The 17,898-nt window shown below is 72.7% G+C and carries 15 protein-coding genes and 1 pseudogene; 9 read left to right on the forward strand and 7 right to left on the reverse strand.

Annotated features, from left to right (window positions below):
- Positions 1 to 28 precede the first annotated feature (28 nt).
- The 7 genes from A6A25_RS00960 (at position 29) to A6A25_RS00990 (ending at position 4,003) form a co-directional block, all read left to right on the forward strand.
- Positions 29 to 346: an ArsR/SmtB family transcription factor gene (locus tag A6A25_RS00960; RefSeq protein ID WP_073885804.1), complete on the forward strand. Its 318-nt coding sequence runs from the start codon at positions 29 to 31 to the stop codon at positions 344 to 346.
- The gene (locus A6A25_RS00965) at positions 343 to 723 is read left to right on the forward strand and encodes a hypothetical protein (protein ID WP_073885805.1); all 381 of its coding nucleotides are present in this window, start codon (positions 343 to 345) and stop codon (positions 721 to 723) included. Before A6A25_RS00960 ends, A6A25_RS00965 begins: the two co-directional genes overlap by 4 nt.
- A gap of 40 nt (positions 724 to 763) precedes the next feature.
- Positions 764 to 1,540, forward strand: a complete 777-nt coding sequence (locus A6A25_RS00970) for an ABC transporter permease (RefSeq protein ID WP_073885806.1) — start codon at positions 764 to 766, stop codon at positions 1,538 to 1,540.
- On the forward strand, positions 1,533 to 2,330 hold the full coding sequence (locus A6A25_RS00975; RefSeq protein ID WP_073885807.1) for an ABC transporter permease: 798 nt from the start codon (positions 1,533 to 1,535) through the stop codon (positions 2,328 to 2,330). Before A6A25_RS00970 ends, A6A25_RS00975 begins: the two co-directional genes overlap by 8 nt.
- Positions 2,327 to 3,277, forward strand: a complete 951-nt coding sequence (locus A6A25_RS00980) for an ABC transporter ATP-binding protein (RefSeq protein WP_073885808.1) — start codon at positions 2,327 to 2,329, stop codon at positions 3,275 to 3,277. Before A6A25_RS00975 ends, A6A25_RS00980 begins: the two co-directional genes overlap by 4 nt.
- 38 nt (positions 3,278 to 3,315) lie before the next feature.
- On the forward strand, positions 3,316 to 3,711 hold the full coding sequence (locus tag A6A25_RS00985) for a bacteriophage spanin2 family protein (RefSeq protein WP_073885809.1): 396 nt from the start codon (positions 3,316 to 3,318) through the stop codon (positions 3,709 to 3,711).
- A 67-nt stretch (positions 3,712 to 3,778) separates the two neighbouring features.
- Entirely contained in the window at positions 3,779 to 4,003 is a 225-nt protein-coding gene (locus A6A25_RS00990; protein ID WP_073885810.1) for a DUF1918 domain-containing protein, read from the forward strand.
- On the opposite strand, the gene A6A25_RS00995 is transcribed toward A6A25_RS00990, so the two are convergent.
- Entirely contained in the window at positions 3,925 to 4,758 is an 834-nt protein-coding gene (locus A6A25_RS00995; protein WP_241828445.1) for a TetR/AcrR family transcriptional regulator, read from the reverse strand. The genes A6A25_RS00990 and A6A25_RS00995 overlap by 79 nt on opposite strands.
- A 10-nt stretch (positions 4,759 to 4,768) precedes the next feature.
- Between A6A25_RS00995 and A6A25_RS43790 the strand changes: the two genes are divergently transcribed.
- Positions 4,769 to 4,927 carry a hypothetical protein gene (locus A6A25_RS43790; RefSeq protein ID WP_158073666.1) on the forward strand — a complete coding sequence of 53 codons (159 nt, stop codon included), beginning with the start codon at positions 4,769 to 4,771 and terminating at the stop codon, positions 4,925 to 4,927.
- Positions 4,928 to 4,952: 25 nt separating this feature from the next.
- On the opposite strand, the gene A6A25_RS01005 is transcribed toward A6A25_RS43790, so the two are convergent.
- Together A6A25_RS01005 and A6A25_RS01010 are read right to left on the reverse strand one after the other, a co-directional pair.
- On the reverse strand, positions 4,953 to 5,762 hold the full coding sequence (locus A6A25_RS01005) for an inositol monophosphatase family protein (RefSeq protein WP_073886340.1): 810 nt from the start codon (positions 5,760 to 5,762) through the stop codon (positions 4,953 to 4,955).
- Positions 5,763 to 5,817: 55 nt separating this feature from the next.
- Positions 5,818 to 6,807: a malate dehydrogenase gene (locus tag A6A25_RS01010; protein ID WP_073885812.1), complete on the reverse strand. Its 990-nt coding sequence runs from the start codon at positions 6,805 to 6,807 to the stop codon at positions 5,818 to 5,820.
- Between the two features lie 158 nt (positions 6,808 to 6,965).
- Between A6A25_RS01010 and A6A25_RS01015 the strand changes: the two are divergent.
- Positions 6,966 to 7,130 (forward strand): annotated as a pseudogene (locus tag A6A25_RS01015) (pentapeptide repeat-containing protein); the annotation flags it as partial.
- Between the two features lie 15 nt (positions 7,131 to 7,145).
- Here the strand turns inward: A6A25_RS01015 and A6A25_RS01020 are convergent.
- The 4 genes from A6A25_RS01020 to A6A25_RS46190 form a co-directional block, all read right to left on the reverse strand.
- Positions 7,146 to 9,752 carry a TNT domain-containing protein gene (locus A6A25_RS01020; protein WP_241828446.1) on the reverse strand — a complete coding sequence of 869 codons (2,607 nt, stop codon included), beginning with the start codon at positions 9,750 to 9,752 and terminating at the stop codon, positions 7,146 to 7,148.
- 139 nt (positions 9,753 to 9,891) lie between these two features.
- Positions 9,892 to 11,394, reverse strand: coding sequence for a TNT domain-containing protein (locus A6A25_RS01025; RefSeq protein ID WP_073885814.1), 1,503 nt, complete (start codon positions 11,392 to 11,394; stop codon positions 9,892 to 9,894).
- Complete coding sequence (locus A6A25_RS01030) at positions 11,391 to 11,867, reverse strand: hypothetical protein (RefSeq protein WP_073885815.1); 477 nt, start codon at positions 11,865 to 11,867, stop codon at positions 11,391 to 11,393. The genes A6A25_RS01025 and A6A25_RS01030 overlap by 4 nt, the downstream gene beginning before the upstream one ends.
- The gene (locus A6A25_RS46190) at positions 11,830 to 17,889 is read right to left on the reverse strand and encodes a WXG100-like domain-containing protein (RefSeq protein WP_143192904.1); all 6,060 of its coding nucleotides are present in this window, start codon (positions 17,887 to 17,889) and stop codon (positions 11,830 to 11,832) included. The genes A6A25_RS01030 and A6A25_RS46190 overlap by 38 nt, the downstream gene beginning before the upstream one ends.
- Positions 17,890 to 17,898 lie beyond the last annotated feature (9 nt).

Consider the following 17,898-nt stretch of genomic DNA (forward strand, 5'->3'; position numbering starts at 1 on the left):
ATCATCGAACTTCGATGGGTCTCGTAGTATGTCCGTCATGACCACCACGCTCGCCCACCCGGAGCGGGACGAGATCCGGATAACGACGGTGCTGCAGGCGCTGGCCGACCCGGTGCGGCTCCAGATCGTGCGCGCGTTGGCGATGCACGAGGAGGGCCTCTCGTGCGGTGTGCTGCCCTTGGGGGTGACGGCGTCTACCTTGACGCACCACGTTCGGACGTTGAGGGAGGCGGGTGTGGTGCGCGTTCGACCGCAGGGGACGTCGCGGATCAGTTCGTTGCGGCGGGACGACTTGGACGCGTTGTTCCCGGGGCTGCTCGACGGCGTGTTGGCGGCACGGCGGTGAGCGACGCGAACGACTGGGAATGGGTGCGGGTGCTCGCGCAGGGGCGCGTGTACGACGAGGACCGGCCCGCGGTGAACCGGTTGGCGTGGGCGGCGGTTGCGCTGGCGGCCTCGCACGGCGGTGAGCGCAGTGGCGTGCGGCGCGCTCGGGCCGTGGCGGATCGGTTCGCGTTGCGCGCACGCGTGACGCGGTCGTTGGGCGCTTGGGCGGCGGACCCGGACGTGCTCGCGGCGGACGTGCTCCAGGAGGCCGAGGTCGAACTGGGCGGGCGGTTCGCGAAGTCGGTGGCACAAGCGGTGGGGCCCGTGGTGCCTTCGGTGCGCGACGAGTTGTTGCGCGAGCGGTTCGGGCGGTGGGTGGAGGGGTTCGGCCGTTAGGGCGGTTATTCGGTTGCGGCGGTTCCTAGGGTGAACAGACGTGCGCGCTTACGTCTCGCTAGCGCTGGCCGGATTCCGCAGGTACTCCACCTATCGACAGGCGATGGTCGCCGGCATGGCGACGAACGTCGCGTTCGGCCTGCTCAGGATGGCCGTGCTGGTCGCGGCCGTCGGGCAGGCGCCGATCGCGGGATATGACGTCGCCGCCACGGCCACTTACGTGTGGCTCGGGCAAGGGCTCATGGCCGTTGTGGTGCTCTGGGGCGACAAGCAGCTGGCCGACCGGGTGCGCAGCGGTGACGTCGTGGTCGACCTCTACCGACCCTGGCACCTGCAGTGGGCGCTGTTCGCGGAGGACGTGGGACGGGCCGGGTACGCGGTGCTGGTGCGGTTGGCGCCGCCGGTGGCGTTCGGGGCGTTGCTCTTCCCCTTCCGCTGGCCGGAGTTCGGCACGGCGCCCGTGTTCGTGATCAGCGTGGTGCTGGCGGTGGCGGTGAGCTTCGGGATGCGGTTCCTGCTCAACGCGACCACGTTCTGGCTCTTGGACAACCGCGGTGTCCAAGCGCTGTACACGGCACTGACGTGGCTGTTCTGCGGGTTGGCCGTGCCGCTCGCGTTCTTCCCCGACTGGGCGCTCCCGATCGTGTGGTCGACGCCGTTCGCGGCCATGCTGCAGGCGCCCATCGACATCTTCCTGGAACGCGGCTCGCCGTGGCCTTTGCTGGCGGCGCAGGGGTTCTGGGCCGTGGTCGTGCTCGCGGTGGGCCACTTGGTGCTGTACCGCGCGGTGCGCAAGGTGGTGGTCCAGGGTGGCTGAGAGCGTCTACCTGAAGCTCGTCGGCGCGCGGTTGCGCGGGCAGATGTCCTACCGGACGTCGTTCCTGTTGCAGTGCGTCGCGCAGGCGATCAACCAGCTGGCCGAGTTGGCGATCATCCTGGTGCTGTTCAACCGGGTGAGCGCGTTGGGCGGGTTCTCGGTCGCGGAAGTCGTGTTGATGTACGCGATCGCGGGCACGGCGTTCGGGATCGCGGACATGGTGGCGGGCCAGCTGGACGAGTTGCCCACCTACCTCCGCACCGGGACGTTCGACGTCCTGCTGCTGCGGCCGCTGGGGACGTTGGCGCAGATGATGGCGTCGGACCTGCACCTGCGCAAGGTCGGGCGGATCGTGGCCGGGCTCGTCGTGCTGGGGTACGCGTTGAGCCACAACGACATCGCGTGGTCGGCGGGGACGGTCGCGCTGGTGGTCCTGGCACCGATCAGCGGTGCGGTGATCTTCTCCTCGATCTGGGTCACGGCGAACGCCGTGTGCTTCTGGGTGGTGGACGGCCAGGAGTTGGCCAACACCGTGACCTACGGCAGCAACGCCTTCACGTCCTACCCCGTCACGGTCTACGGGCCGTGGTTGCGACGGTTCTTCGCGTTCGTCATCCCCGGCGCGTTCGTCGCCTACTACCCCAGCCTCGCGTTGCTGGACCGCCCGGACCCCCTCGGCGGGCCCGCGCTGCTGGGCTGGATCTCACCGCTGGTGGCGGTCGCGGCGGCGGTGGTCGCCGGGCTGGTGTGGCGGACCGCCGTTCGGCACTACCGAGGGACAGGGTCATGATCGAGGTGCGTGAGCTGCGGCGGGAATTCACCGTGACGACGAAGGTCGGCCGGTTCCGGCGGGAGCGGCGGGTGGTGCGGGCGGTCGACGACGTCGGGTTCGAGGTGGCGGCGGGTGAGGCCGTCGGTTACGTCGGGCCGAACGGGGCCGGCAAGTCGACCACGATCAAGGTGTTGACCGGCATCCTGGTGCCGACCTCGGGGTTCGTCCGGGTGTGCGGGGTGGACCCGTCACGGGGCAGGCGGGAGCTGGCGCGGCGGATCGGCGTGGTGTTCGGTCAGCGCAGCCAGCTGTGGTGGGACCTGCCGCTGCGGGACAGCTTCGAGCTGTTGCGGGCCATCTACCGGGTGCCGGGGGCCGACTACGCGAGCCGGTTGCGCGAGTGCGTCGACCTGCTGGACCTCGGCCCGGTCCTGGACACGCCGGTCCGGCAGCTCTCGCTGGGGCAGCGGATGCGGGGCGAGGTCGTCGCGTCGCTGCTGCACGGGCCGGAGCTGCTGGTGCTGGACGAGCCGACGATCGGGCTGGACCTGGAGTCCAAGGAACGGCTGCGGGAGTTCCTGGCGGACCTGAACCGGGAGCGCGGCACCACACTCTTGCTCACCACGCACGATTTGGACGACATCGAGCGGCTGTGCCCGCGGCTCGTGGTGATCGACCGGGGCACGGTGCTCGCGGACGGCGCGCTGGACGAGTTGCGCGCCGAGGTCGCGCCGGAACGGGTCCTGGTGGTCGACCTGGAAAAGCCGGCGGAGCTGGTCGGGTTGCCCGGGGTCAGGTCGAGCCGGGTGGAATCGAACGGTTTGCGACACCATCTCACGTTTTCCCGGGACACCACCGCGGCGAAAGTGATTTCGGCGGTCGCGGCGCGGGCGGAAGTGCACGACTTGGTAGTGGTGGAACCGGAAATCGACGACGTGGTGCGTCGGCTGTACGCGCGTCGGTAGAGTCGGGCGAAACGGTCAACGTAGAACGGGAGCACCTCATGCGCGCAGGTCGTCCGGTAGCCACCCTCCTGCTGGCGATGGGCCTCGCCGCCGCGGTGTCGGGCTGCGAAGCCGTGCAACAGGCCTCCGACACGGCCAACCAGGTGGGCCAGGCCGCGGACAAGGCGCAGCTGTGCATCGACGCGCTGCAGCTCGCCGGTTTCACGCCCAACACGGCCGACCCGCAGAAGGCGCTGGAGGAGACCCAGCAGAAGGCCCAGGAGCTCAACGACCTCGCCGCCAAGGCCGGTGACGCCACGCTCAAGGACGCCATCACCGGCGTCTCGGACACGATGAGCAACGTGACGATCCAGGACCTCGACCCGACCAACTTCGCCACGTGGGCCAAGGAGAAGTCCGACCAGGTGGTGAAGTTGACCAGCGCCTGCTCCTGAGCGGAAATGCCAGGCTGTCGGTACCTTCGGAACAGTCCTACGCTGTGACGCACCGGAGGTGTTGCAGATGCACGCGACAGTAGGCGACCGGTTGCACATCCACAGCCGCGCGGTGGGTCTCGACGAGACGGTCGGCGAGATCCTCGAAGTCCGCGGCCCGGAAGGTGCACCCCCGTATCGGGTCCGCTTCTCCGACGGCCACGAAGGGCTGGTCTACCCCGGCCCCGACAGCCTGGTCGAGCCGCGGACCCCGGAATCACCCAGGATCAAGGACTCGACCTCGGCGCGGTAGAGCGGCGCCGGGTCGATCCCCATCGGCCCGAACTGGCCGGTGACCTCCAGGCTCAGCACGCCGTGCAGCCTGGAGAAGGCACGCAGGCCGGTGAGCAGCACGGCGGGGGGGGCACTTCCCCCTCGCCGCGCGAGCCCGCCCGGGCCACGAGCCGGGCGTCCAGAGTGGACGACCCGGGCAGTGGCCTCGCCTTCGTGCGGCAGAACGCCGAGCAGCGCGCTCATCGTGCGGTGCGCGGCCATGATCGTGTCCGGCGGCGCGCGGTAGCCCGGTAGCGGCGTGCCGAAGAGCAGCAGGTACCGGTGCGGCTGGGTGACGCCCCACGCCCGGAAGGCGTCCGCGAACGCCCGGAACCGCTCGCCGCCCGATGCCGCCGCCACCGACTCCTCGACGGTGTTCGCGAGGTCGTGCCACGCGTCGCGGACCAGGTCGTCGAGCAGGTCTTCGCGCCCCTTGAAGTACCGGTAGACCGCGGGACCCGTCACGCCCATGCGCTTGGCGATGGCGTTGACCGAGATCCCGGCGAGCCCCTGTTCGGCCGGCTGCTCCAGCGCGATGCGCTTGGCCTCGACCTTCGTCTCCTCGCGGAACCGCTCTCGGCGGACGTGCTGGATGCGGGACGGGGTATCGGGCGGGAGATCACCCGGCAGCTGGTGGCGGACGGCCGGGAGGTTCGGGCCGTCACACGTTCGGGTGGAGTTCCGGAGGGTGCGGAGGACGCGCAAGCCGGTGCGGCTGCCGGCGGTGACCGTCACGGTGGGTTCGTTGTTCGACAAGAGGCTGCGGGGCAGCCGCGAGGTGGACCACCAGCGGACCGCGCCCTGGGTGGTGGACCACTCCGCGTTCGAGGCCGCTTTCGGCCCGCTGCCCGTCACGCCGCACGAGCAGGCGATCGAGGACACCGCGCGCTGGTACCGGGGATGAGCGAAACGGCAACCTGGGAACGGTCTCAGCCCAGGATGGTCGTGATCAGGTCGTCGGCCAGGGCGGGCGTGGCGGCGGCGATGCCCGACCAGCGGCGCGAGAGGTCGAGGTCGAAGGTGAGCGGCCTGCCGCGCAGGTCGAGCAGCGCTCCCCCGGCCGCCGGGACGGTGACGAGGGCGGCGATCAGGTCCATCAGGCGGTGGGTGTCCGAGCCGGGGTCGGCGAACGCGTCCACCGCGCCCTCGGCCACCAGCACGGATTCCAGGCACGTGGTGGACAGGATGCGGACCCGGTCGACCTGGTTGGCCACCCGCATCCACGCGTCCTCGGTGCCGCGCTTGGGCCGCATCATGCAGATCGACGCGCCCTTGAGGGCGGTGCGGCCGGTGGTGCGGTAGGGGGTGGGCTGCCCCGCGTGCGCCGACCAGGCCCGGCCGGTGTCGAACCAGACGGTGAGGGCCTCGACGGGCTGGTCGTCGATCACCAGGGCACCGGCGAAGCAGGACAGCGGCACGCCCATGGCGGCGTTCGCGGAACCGTCCACCGGGTCGATCACCAGGGTGGCGGCGGAACCGTTGTCGAGGAACCCGGCCTCCTCGGACAGCAGGTTGGCGCCCGCCTTCGCGGCGGCCTCGGCGATCGCGGCCTCCACGATCGCGTCCACCCGCATGGTGGGCGTGCCGTCCGCGCCGTCGGCGATCTCCTCGCGCAGCTGCGCGCGGGTGAACTCGCGGCGGGCGCCGTCGTAGGCGGCCGACGCGGCGAGCGCGGTGGCGGCGAGCGCCGGGTGCACGTCGGAGGGCAGGTTCGGGGTCGGCACGGGCCACTGGTCCATGCCCACAACATGCCACGAGAGGGCCACCGGCGGTGGCCCTCTCGTGGTGTGAGCCTCAGATCAGGCCCAGGGCCTTGACCGCGTCGCGCTCCTCGACCAGCTCGGCCACGGAGGCGTCGATGCGGGCGCGGGAGAACTCGTCGATCTCCAGGCCCTGCACGATCGAGTACTCGCCGTCGGTCACGGTGACCGGGAACGACGAGATCAGGCCCTCCGGCACGCCGTACGAGCCGTCCGACGGGATCGCCATCGACACCCAGTCGCCCTCGGCGGTGCCGTTGACCCAGTCGTGGACGTGGTCGATGGCCGCGTTCGCCGCCGACGCCGCCGAGGACGCGCCACGCGCCTCGATGATCGCCGCGCCGCGCTTGGCGACGGTCGGGATGAACTCGTTCTCCAGCCAGGCCTGGTCGTTCACGGCCTGCGCCGCGTTCTGGCCCTTGACCTCGGCGTGGAACAGGTCGGGGTACTGGGTGGCCGAGTGGTTGCCCCAGATGGTCAGCTTCTTGATGTCGGTGACCGACACCCCGAGCTTCTTGGCCAGCTGCGACAGCGCCCGGTTGTGGTCGAGGCGGGTCATCGCGGTGAACCGCTCGGCGGGCACGTCGGGCGCGTGCCGCTGGGCGATCAGGGCGTTGGTGTTGGCCGGGTTGCCGACCACGAGCACGCGCACGTCGCTCGCCGCGCCCGCGTTGATCGCCTCACCCTGCGGCTTGAAGATGCCGCCGTTGGCCTCCAGCAGGTCGCCGCGCTCCATGCCCTTCGTGCGCGGGCGGGCGCCGACCAGCAGCGCCACGTTGACGCCGTCGAAGGCGGTCTTGGCGTCGTCGGTGATGTCGATGCCGGACAGCAGCGGGAACGCGCAGTCGTCCAGCTCCATCGCGGTGCCCTCGGCGGCCTTGACGGCCTGCGGGATCTCCAGCAGGCGCAGGCGCACCGGGACGTCGGGGCCGAGCAGGTGGCCGGAGGCGATGCGGAACAGCAGTGCGTAGCCGATCTGGCCGGCCGCACCGGTGACGGTGACGTTCACGGGCGTGCGGGTCATGTGCCTTCCCGAATGTTGTGGCTTCAGTCCTCGGGCACGACCACTAGGCAGGCTGACGACCTGTCAGCGGCGGTCTCTACTCCGGGACCGCGCACCGGGCGGGTTGCCCGGCAGGTCGGAGGTTACCAACTGGCGAACGATGACAAGGTGTGACAGTGGACATCATCGGCGCGCGGCTGCACGGGTGCCGGCTGGAGGGCGCGGACCTGCGCGGCGCGCGACTGGACGCGGACGGGCTCGTCCAGGCCACCCTGCGCGGTGCGCGGGTGGACCTGGACACGGCCGTCGCCTTCGCCGCCGCGCACGGGCTGCGCGTCGGCTAGTGGCGCGGCGTTCGCCTAGTGGCCTGGTGGTTCCTGGCCCGAGACCTCGACCAGCACGCCGTCGGCGACCAGGTCGTCGATCGTCTTCGGCATCAGGTAGGCCGTGCCGCCGCCCGGCTGCTCGAACCACGGCACGGCGACGCCGGTCAGCACCTCGACCGGGCGGCGCAGCCGGTACACGTGGTACGGGCGGTTGATCCACGACGGCACCAGCGAGCGCTGCGCGAACGGGGTGCCCGCCGCGTAGACGAGGTTGCCCTCGCCCTCGCCGAAGCGGTCCACCTCCATGCCGGCGGGCAGCTCGATCATCTTCTTGTGCCGGAACAAGGTCAGCGGCGGTTCGCCGTTCATCGGGTTGATCGGCCACGACCGCTGGGGCTTCGGCTCCTGCGTCGACGTCGTGGCACCCGAGGGCTGCGCCGCGGCCTGCGCGGGCACCGGTGCGGGCGGCTGCTGGGGCGGCGGCACCGGACGGCGCTGCGGTTCCTCGCGGAAGCCGTTGTTCATCGGCGGGCGCGGGCGCTGCGGCGGCGGGGGCGGCATCGGTGCCGGGCGCGGCACCCGCCGGTTGGTCAGCACCAGCTTGCCGATCAGGTACGCGGCGGCGTCCTCCAGCCGGTCGAAGCGGACCGGGTTGGTAGGGCCGTGGTCGAACCACGACACCTCCCAGTCCGGGCCCTCGGTGCGCAGCAGCCAGGTGCGGTCGGCGGGCTCGCCGAACCGGTAGGCGGCGGGTGGCACGTCGAGCTCGTCCAACGCGCGGCGGATGCCGGACAGCTCGCGCTCCTCGTCCGGCGTGACCTGGCGCGGTTCGACCGGCTTCGGCGGCTGGACCGGCGGAGGCGGCGCCAGGCTCGGCGCGGGGACCGGTGCCGGCGTCACGTCGTCGAACGGCCGCACGGCCTCGGCGAACTCGGTCGCCTGGTCCGCGAACGGCGGCGGCACCTGTTCGGCGAACTGGTGCTCGGCGGCCGGTTCATCGCGGTCTTCGCGGTGCTCGGCGCGGTCTTGGTGGTCTTGGTGGTCGTCTTCGTGGTGCTCGGCGTGCTCGTCGTGCTCGGCCTGGTCGGTGAACCGGGGCTCGGGCTCGGCGTGGGCGTGCTCGGCGAACAGCGGTTCATCCGGATCGCCGAACGCCTGGTCGGCGATCCGGGCGTCCTCGTGCGCGTCGAACGGCTCGTCGTCGCGTTCCGGCGTGTAGAGCCTGGCCTGGTCGACCTCGAACTCGGCGGTGACCTCGGCCTCGTCGGCGGAGTGCCGCGACTCGGACTCCGGCTCCGCCACCGCGGCCGGCTGCGGCTCGGGTTCGGCGGGCTCTTCGTGCTGGTCGTGCTGGTCGTGCGCGGGCTCGTCGGTGACCGCCTCGACCTCGGCGGTCTCCTCGGCCGGTTCGGTCTCCGGTTCCTCGTCGGTGAACGGGTTCCAGGTCTGGGTGTCGTTCAGCTCGCGCTCGTAGGCGCCGGGTGCGAACAGGTCCATGCCGTCCACGTAGGACTCGCGCCGGTACCGCTCGTCGATCACCGGGCCGTCCTCCTCGAACCGCACCCGGTACGGCGGACCGTCCTGCGCGTACTCGATGACGTCCGGCGTCAGCTCGGTCAGGTTCGCGGTCTCCTCGACGTCCACCTGCCCGCCCGGCTCCTCGGCGGGCCGCGGCTCGTCGTCGGCCGGCAGCTCGGGCAGCGGCGCGGCCACCGTCGCACCCACCTCGACCGGCGGCTCGACCGGCGCGGGCGGTGGTTCGGCGACCGGCAGCTCGGTGCCCTGCGGCGCGGCGGGCGCGCCCAGGTTCGCCGCGGCGGCGACCCGTGCCTCCTCGGTCACCTCGGGCAGCACGAAGTCCAGCGCCTTGGCCCGTTCCACCAGCTCCGGCTCGGGCGGCACGCCGTAGGCGCGCAGGTAGTAGCCGACCGCGGCGGGCCAGATCCAGTGCCCGTCGGTCTGGAACGCCACCGGCACCACCGACGGCGCGTCCGGGTTGAGCACGTCGGCGTCGAAACCGCGCCCGATCACCGCGACCGGCGCCCGGTCCAGGTAGCTCAGCAGCAGGTCGTGGTCGGCTTCGGCGACCGGGGGCCGGTTCACCGACGGCCGACCGCCGGGACCGGCGCCGTCGAACACCCTGGCCGTGCGGAACGCGCGCGGCGGGGGCAGCTGGTCGGCGGGCGGTGGCGGCGGAGGTGGCGGCGCGGCCTGCGCGATGCGGCGGCGCAGCCAGTCCGGCACGTTCTCGTCGGTGCGCGGGAAGAACCGCATCTCGTCCAGGTACGCCTGCGGCGGCGGTGGCGTGGTCCAGGACGGCTCGGCGCGGTCGAAGTCCAGGTTGTAGCTGGACGGGTGGTCCAGCTGGTAGCGCGCGTTGGACCAGCTGCCCCGGCCGTCGCGGTACATGCCCGCGCGCAGCCGCGAGAACAGCCCGGCCACCTCCTGGGGCGGTGACCAAGCACGCAGGGCGCCGTCGGCGGTGCGCACCTCGGCGGCCAGCTCGAAGTACCGGCCGGTCGCGCGGTACTCCGCGGTCACGTGCCGCCACTCCTCCGGCGCGGCCCGCATCAGCGTCAGGCCGATCTGCTTGACCAGCGCATCCTGCTCGGTCGGGTTCAGCGGCTTCAGCTCGGACACGTGGGACATCTTCCCCCGCGACTCACCGTGCCCGCACGGGACCCCGATGAGCCGAACGGAGTAATGACCGCCCACGAGGGTGGCCGGCGCCGCGACAGACCGCCTCCACCGCGTCGTCCCGCGCTCGGCGGTAGCAGGTTCAGACGCCCGGTTGCGGCTGCTGGATCGCCGCCCCGGCCACCTCGACCAGGCTTCCGTCGGCCAGCAGGTCCCGCACGGAACTCGCCAGGAAGTAACCCGTACCACCGCCCGGCTGCCCGAACCACGGCACCGCGACGCCCTTCAGCGCCGGCACCGGCTTCTGCACCCGGTAGACGTGGTAGCGGCGGTTCAGCCAATCCGGTGGCAGCGACCGCTGGCCGAACATCGTCCCGGACGCGTAGACGAGGTTGCCGGTCTCCGCGCCGAACCGGTCCAGCTCGGTGCCGACCGGCACGACCACGCTCTCGCGGTCGCGGAACAGCGACAGCGGCGGCTCGTCCGGCAGCGGCTGGATGTCCGCGACCGGCAGCACCAGCGCGCCGGTGTCCGCCGCGGCCCGCGTCCGGTCCAGGTCGACCTGCCACAGCACCTCGGCCAGCAGCACCTTCGCCGCGTCCACCGCGTGCTCGTAGACGCGCGGGTGGCCGTGCGGGCCGCGGTTGGAGTCCCAGAACTGGACCTGCCAGCCGGACGGTCCGGGCGCGGGTTCGAGCACGAACACGTCCGGCTTCGGCTCGACGATGCCGTACTCGTGCTCGGCGACCCCGAAGTGGTCCAGCCGCTGCTTGAGGCGGTCCAGCGCCCGCTGGTCGGCCTCGGTGATCACGCGGGGCCGGTGCTCGGGCAGCGGCGCGCCCTCGGCCTGCCCGGTGGCCACGGCGGCGGCCGCCCGCTCCGCCTCCGGGGTGACCGGCGGCACGGCGTAGCCGTTGTCACGGATGTGCTGCACGAGCTGCGGCACCGGCGGCACGTGGTGGTGGCGCAGGTAGTACGCCACCCCGCCCGGCCACACCCAGGTCCCGTCGGTGTGGAAGGACAGCGGCACGGACGGCGTGGCGTCCGGCTTGAGCGCGTCCGGCCCGTAGGACCGCGCGGCCAGCACGACCGGCGCGTTCTCCAGGTAGGCCAGCACCTCGTCCCGCTCCTGCGGGTGCACGGCGGGCCGGTCGCGCACCACCGGCTCCGGCCCGTCGAACAGCGGCGCGGCGATCACCGTGCCCGCGGCCGGGCCGAGACCCGCGCGTTCCCGCAGCCACGCCGGGATCGCGTCGTCGTCGCGCGGGTAGAGCTCCAGCTCCTCGGCGTAGTGCTCCGCGCCGGGCGGCTGCGCCCAGTCCGGCTCGCCGTCCCGGTCGAACTCGGCCGAGTAGGTGTCGGGGTGCACGAGGTGGAACTTCAGCGTGAACCACGTGCCGTGACCCGGTCGCGCCATGCCGTCGCGCAGCTGCACGAAGAACGGCAGCGCCTCCGGCGGCAGCTCCCAGTCGAACGACGAGCCGTACATGGTCAGCCCGGAGACCTGCGCCTCCAGGTGGCGGCCCACCATCCGGAAGTCGACGAACAGCTGCTCCCAGTCGCCGGGCAGGCGCTGCACCAGCAGGGTGGTGACGGAGCCGAGGATCGCGTTCTGGTCCTCGACGTCCAGCTGCGGTGCGGTCATGCGTTCTGCTCCTCGGTCGTCTCGCTCGCCTCGACCAGCTTGGCGCGCAGCCAGTCGGGGATGAAGGCCTCGTCACGGGGGAAGGCCTGGAGGTCGCGGGCGAAGTCCGCGGCCGGCACGGGCGGGTCGAACTGCGGGTCGTGGTCGAAGTTGTAGGTGATGTCGATCTGGACCGGCGCGTTCACCACGCACCGCGCGGAGAACCAGGTGCCGCGGCCGGGCTGGAACAGCACCTGCCGCATCTCCCCGAACGCGGGCATCAACCCGTCCGGCGGCATCACCTCGGGGGTGGTGCCGTCGGGCATGTACACCTTCAGCGTCGCGTCCTGCACGGCCACGGTCATCCGCACCAGCAGGTCGATCCGCCGGAAGCCGTCCGGAGCAGCGTCCAGCAGCATGCCGCCGATGTGCTGGAGCAGCTCGTCGTGGCGCTGCTCAGAAGTCGGCCGGCCAGAGGGCTGCGTTGTGCTCATTCGGGTAGCTCCTGACGTAGATCTCGGTCGTGCCGTCGGCGAGCGTCACACGCCACCGCGTCTGGTAGGTGTGCGGGTGGCGCTGCAGCGGGTCGCGCAGGGCGAACGTGTCGATCATCTCGACCGTACCGCCGGACTTCATCAGCGTCGCGCGGTCCCGCTCCATCCGGTGCCACGTCTCGGCGGTCACGAACGCCGGGCGCTCGTTGCCCTGGTTCTGGTCGCGCTGCTGGCTCGACTGGTTCGCCGCCTCACCGGGACCGCCGGTCTCGTTGCCCTGGTGGTGGCCGCCGTCGGACAGCTTCTTGCCGTCCGCGTCGACCTCGCCGTGGCTGCCGACCTCCAGCTGGGCGCTGCCGTCGCGCCGGATCGCGCCACCGGACCTCAGGTCCGGGCGGCCGGTCGTCGCGACCGTCTCGCCGTCGCCGTTCGTGCGACCGCGCCACGCGTCGTTGTCGGCGACCAGCACCGCGTTGGGCAGCGGGTTGTTCAGGTCCGGGCTGAACGGCCGGAACGTGTGCACGTGCGAGGCCGCGCCGTCACCGCCGGTCTGGAACGTGCCGTAGCCCTGCTTCTTGTGGTCGTCCAGCACGAACCGGGTGTCCGGCGGCAGGTCGGCCCGGCCGGCGAACGGGTCGGCGTTGTTGAACGGCCGGGTGACGGCGGCCCGCTGCTCCGGCGTCCAGCCGCTGGTGTCGCCGCTGACGACGTTCACCGAGTACACGTACCCGTCGTCGGTCTTGGTGCGCTGCATCGCCAGCCGCACCTCGCCGTTGGCGGGCGTCGGCCAGGTCGCGGTCGGGGTCTGCGCCGTGCCGAGGCCGTAGAAGCCGTCCGAGGTGACCTGCGCGGTCGACGGCGCCTGGGTGATCTCGGCGTTGACCCGGCTGCGCTGGCCGGAGTAGGTGTCCTCGAACACCACGTGACCGGACTCGTCGGTGAGGAACCGGCCGCGGCGCTGGCCGTGCTCGTCGCTGACCACGTACTCGGTGTTGGGGTCGTGCACCTGGCCGGGACGGCTGAACGGCTCGCCCTGCCCGAGGTCGGTGACCGGGGTCTGCCTGGTGGTCGGCGGCTCGGTGCGCTCGACCGCGTGCTGCGGGTGGCCCTCGGCGTTGGTGGAGTACTCCTGGTGCAGGGGGCCGCGGTCGATGTTGTAGTTCGTGCCCTGCGAGGTGTGCTGGACCTCGGGGTTGCGGACGTCGGTGGACAGGTAGTCCGGCGCGGCCACCCACCTCGGCTTGCCGTCGGCGTCGGTCTGGACCGTGCCGCGGTACGTGCCGTCGGTGTCGTGCACCTCCATGCGCGTGTTCGGCGGCAGGTCGGTGCGGGCGGTGAACGCCTCATCCGGTCGGGGTGCCAGCGGGTGGTCGCGGTCGATCGTCACGCGGCCGTTCACGGGCTCGGGGATCGGCTCGATGATCACCGCGCGGTCGACCGTGACGACCCGGTCACCGATCTTGATGGTGTCCTGGGTGGTCTGGCGGGTGCCGTCGGCGTTGGCCACGAACACGTCGTGCCGGTGGCCGAGCTCCACCCGGTAGTGCGCGTTCGGCGCGGGGTGGCGGACCTCCGGGTTGTCGCCGTGGCGGGTGTTGGGCGCGATGGCGTCGACGTGGACCTTGCCGTCGGCATCGACGTGCACGACCGTGCGGACGCTGCCGTCCTCGCCCTGGATCGTGATCCGGGTGTCCCGCGGCAGCTCTTGGCCGCTGTGGAAGAACGACTGGTCGTCGCGCAACTGGACGGTGCGCTCGTGGATGGTCTCCGGTGCCGTCCACGGCTGCTGGACCTGCGGCTCGATGTCGAGCCGGCCGCGGTGCTCCTGGCCGTCGGTGGCGAGGTCGCCCTTCGGCTCGTGGCCGGGCGGCATGCCGTTCTCGCCCGCGGGCGCGTGCGTGCCATCCGGTTCGAACGCGTGCCAGCCGCCGTCGGGCGGGAGCTTCGGGCCGCCGGTCTCGTTCGGGGAGCTGCTGTAGACGTTGCCGTCCCGGTCGGACCAGGCCAGGCTGTCCGGCGCGATGACCCGCTGGCCGGTCTCCCGGGCGACGTGCGCGGCCAGGCTGTTCTCGCCGCCCGCGCCCGCGTCGCAGCCGACGAACATGATCGGCCGGCCGGCGAGGTCCGCGTGGTTGTTGATCAGCTGGACCAGTTCGGCGCGGGTGTAGTGCGTGTTGCCGATGCGGACGCCGTCGCCGTCGGTGTGGATGTCGAGGACGACGTGATCGGCGGTCGCCGGGATCCGGCTGGAGAGGTCGCGCAGGCTGTCCTCGGTGTGCAGCGCGACGCCCGCGTCGGTGACCTGGCTGTTGCGGATCGCCTGGTCGACGCGCTGGGACACCTCGCCGATCGGAATCGGCCCCTGGTGCGCGACGGGGCCGAGGTCGGGGTTCGGCGTGAGGGTCGCGGGCGGGTCGGCCGGGGTGTAGTTGTCGAAGGCGCCGTTCTGCGCTTCGGTGACGGTGACCGGGTCGGGGGTGCGGACGTTGCCGTCGCTGTCGAACGTGCCGAAGTCGGGCGGTAGCACGCGGCCGTCGGCCGGTGGCACGTCCACCTCGTGCAGCACGCCCAGGTCGATCAGGCGCTGCACGCTCATCTGGCCCGTGTTCGGGTCCGCGAGGGCGGCGTCGAGGACGGGCTGGAGCTGGCGCGCGCCGCCGTTCTGGTCGAACGCGGGGGCGACCGGGGCCAGCTCGACGGTGAGCGGTGCGTCCAGGACGTAGACGTGGTAGCCCTTGCCGAGGCTGTCCGGCATGATCGCGCGCTCGCCGAACCCGTAAGCCTGGCCGTCCGGGCGCAGCGGGGAGAGGAAGTCGCCGTTCGGGCTGCCGAACCGGTCGAGCACGGTGCCCGCGGGCAGTTCCACGACCACGCGCGGGCCGTCCGCGCCCTGGTTCGGCGGCCAGTCGATGCTGCCGTCGGGCTTGGAGTGGGCGTCGCGGAACGACTGGTAGTCGCCGTACGGGCCGTAGGGCTGGTAGGTCGGCTCGATGAGGGCCGCGGCGCGCTGGTCGTACGTGCCGACGGACTGGTCCGTGGGGCCGGTGCTCTCGTGGACGGAGACGTAGGGGCCGTCGTGGGAGAAGCCCGGCACGACACCCGCGGGCTGGTTCCAGACGTTCTTCTGGGGGAACGGATCCGCGCCAGCGCCAGGGTCGGTGTCGGTCTCGGCGGGCCACTCGTGGCTGGAGGCCGGGGAGTGCTCGTCACCCGGCTCACCGACCAAGTCGGCGGGCGCCTCGGCGCTGTCCGGGGTGTCAGCGCTGTCCGGGGTATCGGCGCTGTCCGGGCTGCCGGCGCTGTCCGGGCTGCCGGCGCTGTCCGGGCTGCCGGTGTTGTCGGGAGCGTCCGGTCCGTCCGTGGCGGGGGTGGCGTCGGTCGGCGTGCTGTCGGGCTTGGGCCCTTCCACCGCAGGCGCGGGACCGTCGGTGGGCGGCGTCGGGCTGGTGGTCGGCGGCGTCGGGCCGTCCCCGCCACGAGCGGCGGGAGCAGGCCCGTCCGTGCGGACCTGCGTGGTCGGCGGCGTGGCGGGACGTGCCGCCGGTTCCGAGGTACGGGCGGGAGCTGAAGCCTCCGGCCGTGCCGGCGCGCCGGTGTGCGGCGCGGGCCCTCCAGGCTGCGGCGCGGGCCCTCCGGGCTGCGGTGCGGGTCCTCCGGGCTGCGGCCCGAAACCACCGGGCTGCGGGCCGAAGGCACCGGGCTGGGTCGTGGGCATGGACGTCTGCGGCGGCGCGGTGGACGCGGGGCCGCGCTGCTCGGGCATCGACAGGGGACCGGTCGCCGGCAACGGCTGGACCGGCATCCCGGTCAGCGAACTCGCGCTGACGGCATCTCCACCACGACCGTGCTGATCCCGGCCGGACGACGGCGAACCGGAAGTCTGAGCTCCGGCAGACGGCGAACCTGCGACATCCGGCGCCAACCCGCCTGCCGGCGCAACGGGCCCACGCCCACCACCGGCCGCACCACCGGCAGGCGGCGCAGCCCCACCAGCCGCACCCGCCATCGGAGCCCCGGCTGCCCCGGCAGGAGTGCCGGCACCAGGGGCACCCGCGGCCGGCCCACCAGCCGCCGGAGCACCACTGCCACCGGCAGGCGGGCCACCGTTCACCGGCGCGGAACCAGGCGCAGGCCCACCCGTGGGCACCGGCCCACCAGGCGCGGCACCACCAGAAGTCGAACCACCAGGCGTGGCGCCACCAGAAGTCGAACCACCAGGCGTGGCGCCGCCGGACACGGAACCGCCAGGCGCGGCCCCGCCAGGCATGGCCCCGCCAAGTGGCATCCCGCCTGCGATCACGCCGCCCACAGGCGCACCGGGCACCGCTCCGCCGACAGGCGCACCACCCGGCGTCGCTCCACCAACGGCCGGCCCGCCGGGGAGCCCACCACCCGGAACCGCCCCACCGGGCGTGGAACCCCCGGGCAGCGACCCACCCGGAACCGCACCGCCGGGCAGCGCCCCACCGGGCGTCGAACTCCCGGGCAAAGGTCCGCCAGGCGTCGAACCACCCGGCATCGCACCACCCGGCATCGCACCACCCGGCATCGCACTACCGGGCATGCCACCGGGCACGGCACCGCCGGGCCGCATCCCGGGCGCAGCAGCCCCGCCCTGAGGCGTCGCACCAGGAGGCGCGGTGCTCAACCCGTTCGCCGAACCACCCGCCGTCCCCGGCGCGAACGCCGACCCGCCGGGAACCGGCCCACCAGCCGGCATCCCACCGGGCATCCGAGCCGCGGAACCACCCGGAGCCGAACCGCTGGCCGCCGAACCACCGGGAGCACTCGTCGGTGCCGGCCCGCTCGGTGCCGGACCACTCGAAACCGGACCGCCGAGGGCCGGGCCACCGGGCGCCGCGCCGAGTCGGCTGCTGATCGACGGGCCGGTCCCACCACCGGCGGGCGACGTGGGCACCGAAGCACCGCTGCGCCCACCACCGGCAGGCGGCCCGCCAAAACCAGAGGGCGCCGAAGAACCACCCGGCGAAGACCCGCCAGGCGAAGAGTCCCCACCGACCGAAGGCGGCGCACTCACCCTCGGCGCGGGCGCGGGAGGTGCGGCCACCGACGAAGTCGCGGTCGTCCCCCCGACCGGCCGGTCCAACCCGGCACGGTTCACCGCGGGTCCACCCGGCGTGGCGGCCGGCCCGCCAGGCACTCCACCCGGCGGGGGTCCCACGTTCGGCGGCCCGCTGACCGGCGCACCGGCGTCGACCCGCGGCGGGTCGACGGAGATCCCGTCCTTCGCACCGCCGATCCCACCGGACACCGCACCGGCCGACGCGCCCATCAGCACGTCCCGCGCCGAGATGTCCTGCCCCATCGCGGCCGCCGTGCCCACCGTGGACACCGCGCCCTCGACCGCGCCACGCGTCGCGCCGACCGCCACCTGCCCGGCCAGCCCGCCACCCTCGAACTTCAGCCCACCCGACACACCGCCGACCAGACCGGACACCGCACCCGAGACCGCCGCCTCGGTCGTCTTGCCCCAGTCCCACGACTCGCGGTCTCCGCGCGCCACCTGGATCGCCTGGATGGCCGCGTCGATGCCGACCGAGATCGCCACCTCGCGCAGGATCGCGATGATCAGCTGCCGGAACGTGAACTGCACGATCAGCCGCGTCGCCTGCTGCGCGATCGGGATGCCCGCCGTCGACGCGCCGAACGTGCCGAACGCCGCGGCGATCAGCGCGGCGATCTCGATCGCCAGCATGATCAGCGACGCGATGATCGACAGCTTGGTGTACTCCACCTCCAACGCGGTGTTGTCGCAGCTCTCCGCCAACTGCTCGCAGATCTTCTGCAACTTCGGCAGGTAGGAGTCGTCACCGTCGGCGAACTTCTTCCAGTACTCCTCGAACGCCTGGACGGCCTCGCCGGTCTGGCTCGCGTACACGGTGGACGCCGCGCCGTTGCCCTCGTCGATGACCGACTTCACGCCCTGCGCGGCCGTGCGGTAGGCGTCGGCCATCCGCCGGAGCGCCGTCTCGTCACCCTCCGGCCAGCTCTGCCCGACCACGATCGGGAA

It is taken from the genome of Saccharothrix sp. CB00851 (assembly GCF_001905065.1).
GTDB lineage: Bacteria > Actinomycetota > Actinomycetes > Mycobacteriales > Pseudonocardiaceae > Actinosynnema.

Bases quoted from the DNA above. Each gene is read 5' to 3' on its own strand.
- A6A25_RS00960 (WP_073885804.1), top strand. From the start codon at position 29: ATGTCCGTCATGACCACCACGCTCGCCCACCCGGAGCGGGACGAGATC.
- A6A25_RS00980 (WP_073885808.1), top strand. From the start codon at position 2,327: ATGATCGAGGTGCGTGAGCTGCGGCGGGAATTCACCGTGACGACGAAG.
- A6A25_RS00985 (WP_073885809.1), top strand. From the start codon at position 3,316: ATGCGCGCAGGTCGTCCGGTAGCCACCCTCCTGCTGGCGATGGGCCTC.
- A6A25_RS00990 (WP_073885810.1), top strand. From the start codon at position 3,779: ATGCACGCGACAGTAGGCGACCGGTTGCACATCCACAGCCGCGCGGTG.
- A6A25_RS01005 (WP_073886340.1), bottom strand. From the start codon at position 5,762: ATGGACCAGTGGCCCGTGCCGACCCCGAACCTGCCCTCCGACGTGCAC.
- A6A25_RS01010 (WP_073885812.1), bottom strand. From the start codon at position 6,807: ATGACCCGCACGCCCGTGAACGTCACCGTCACCGGTGCGGCCGGCCAG.
- A6A25_RS01025 (WP_073885814.1), bottom strand. From the start codon at position 11,394: ATGACCGCACCGCAGCTGGACGTCGAGGACCAGAACGCGATCCTCGGC.
- A6A25_RS01030 (WP_073885815.1), bottom strand. From the start codon at position 11,867: ATGAGCACAACGCAGCCCTCTGGCCGGCCGACTTCTGAGCAGCGCCAC.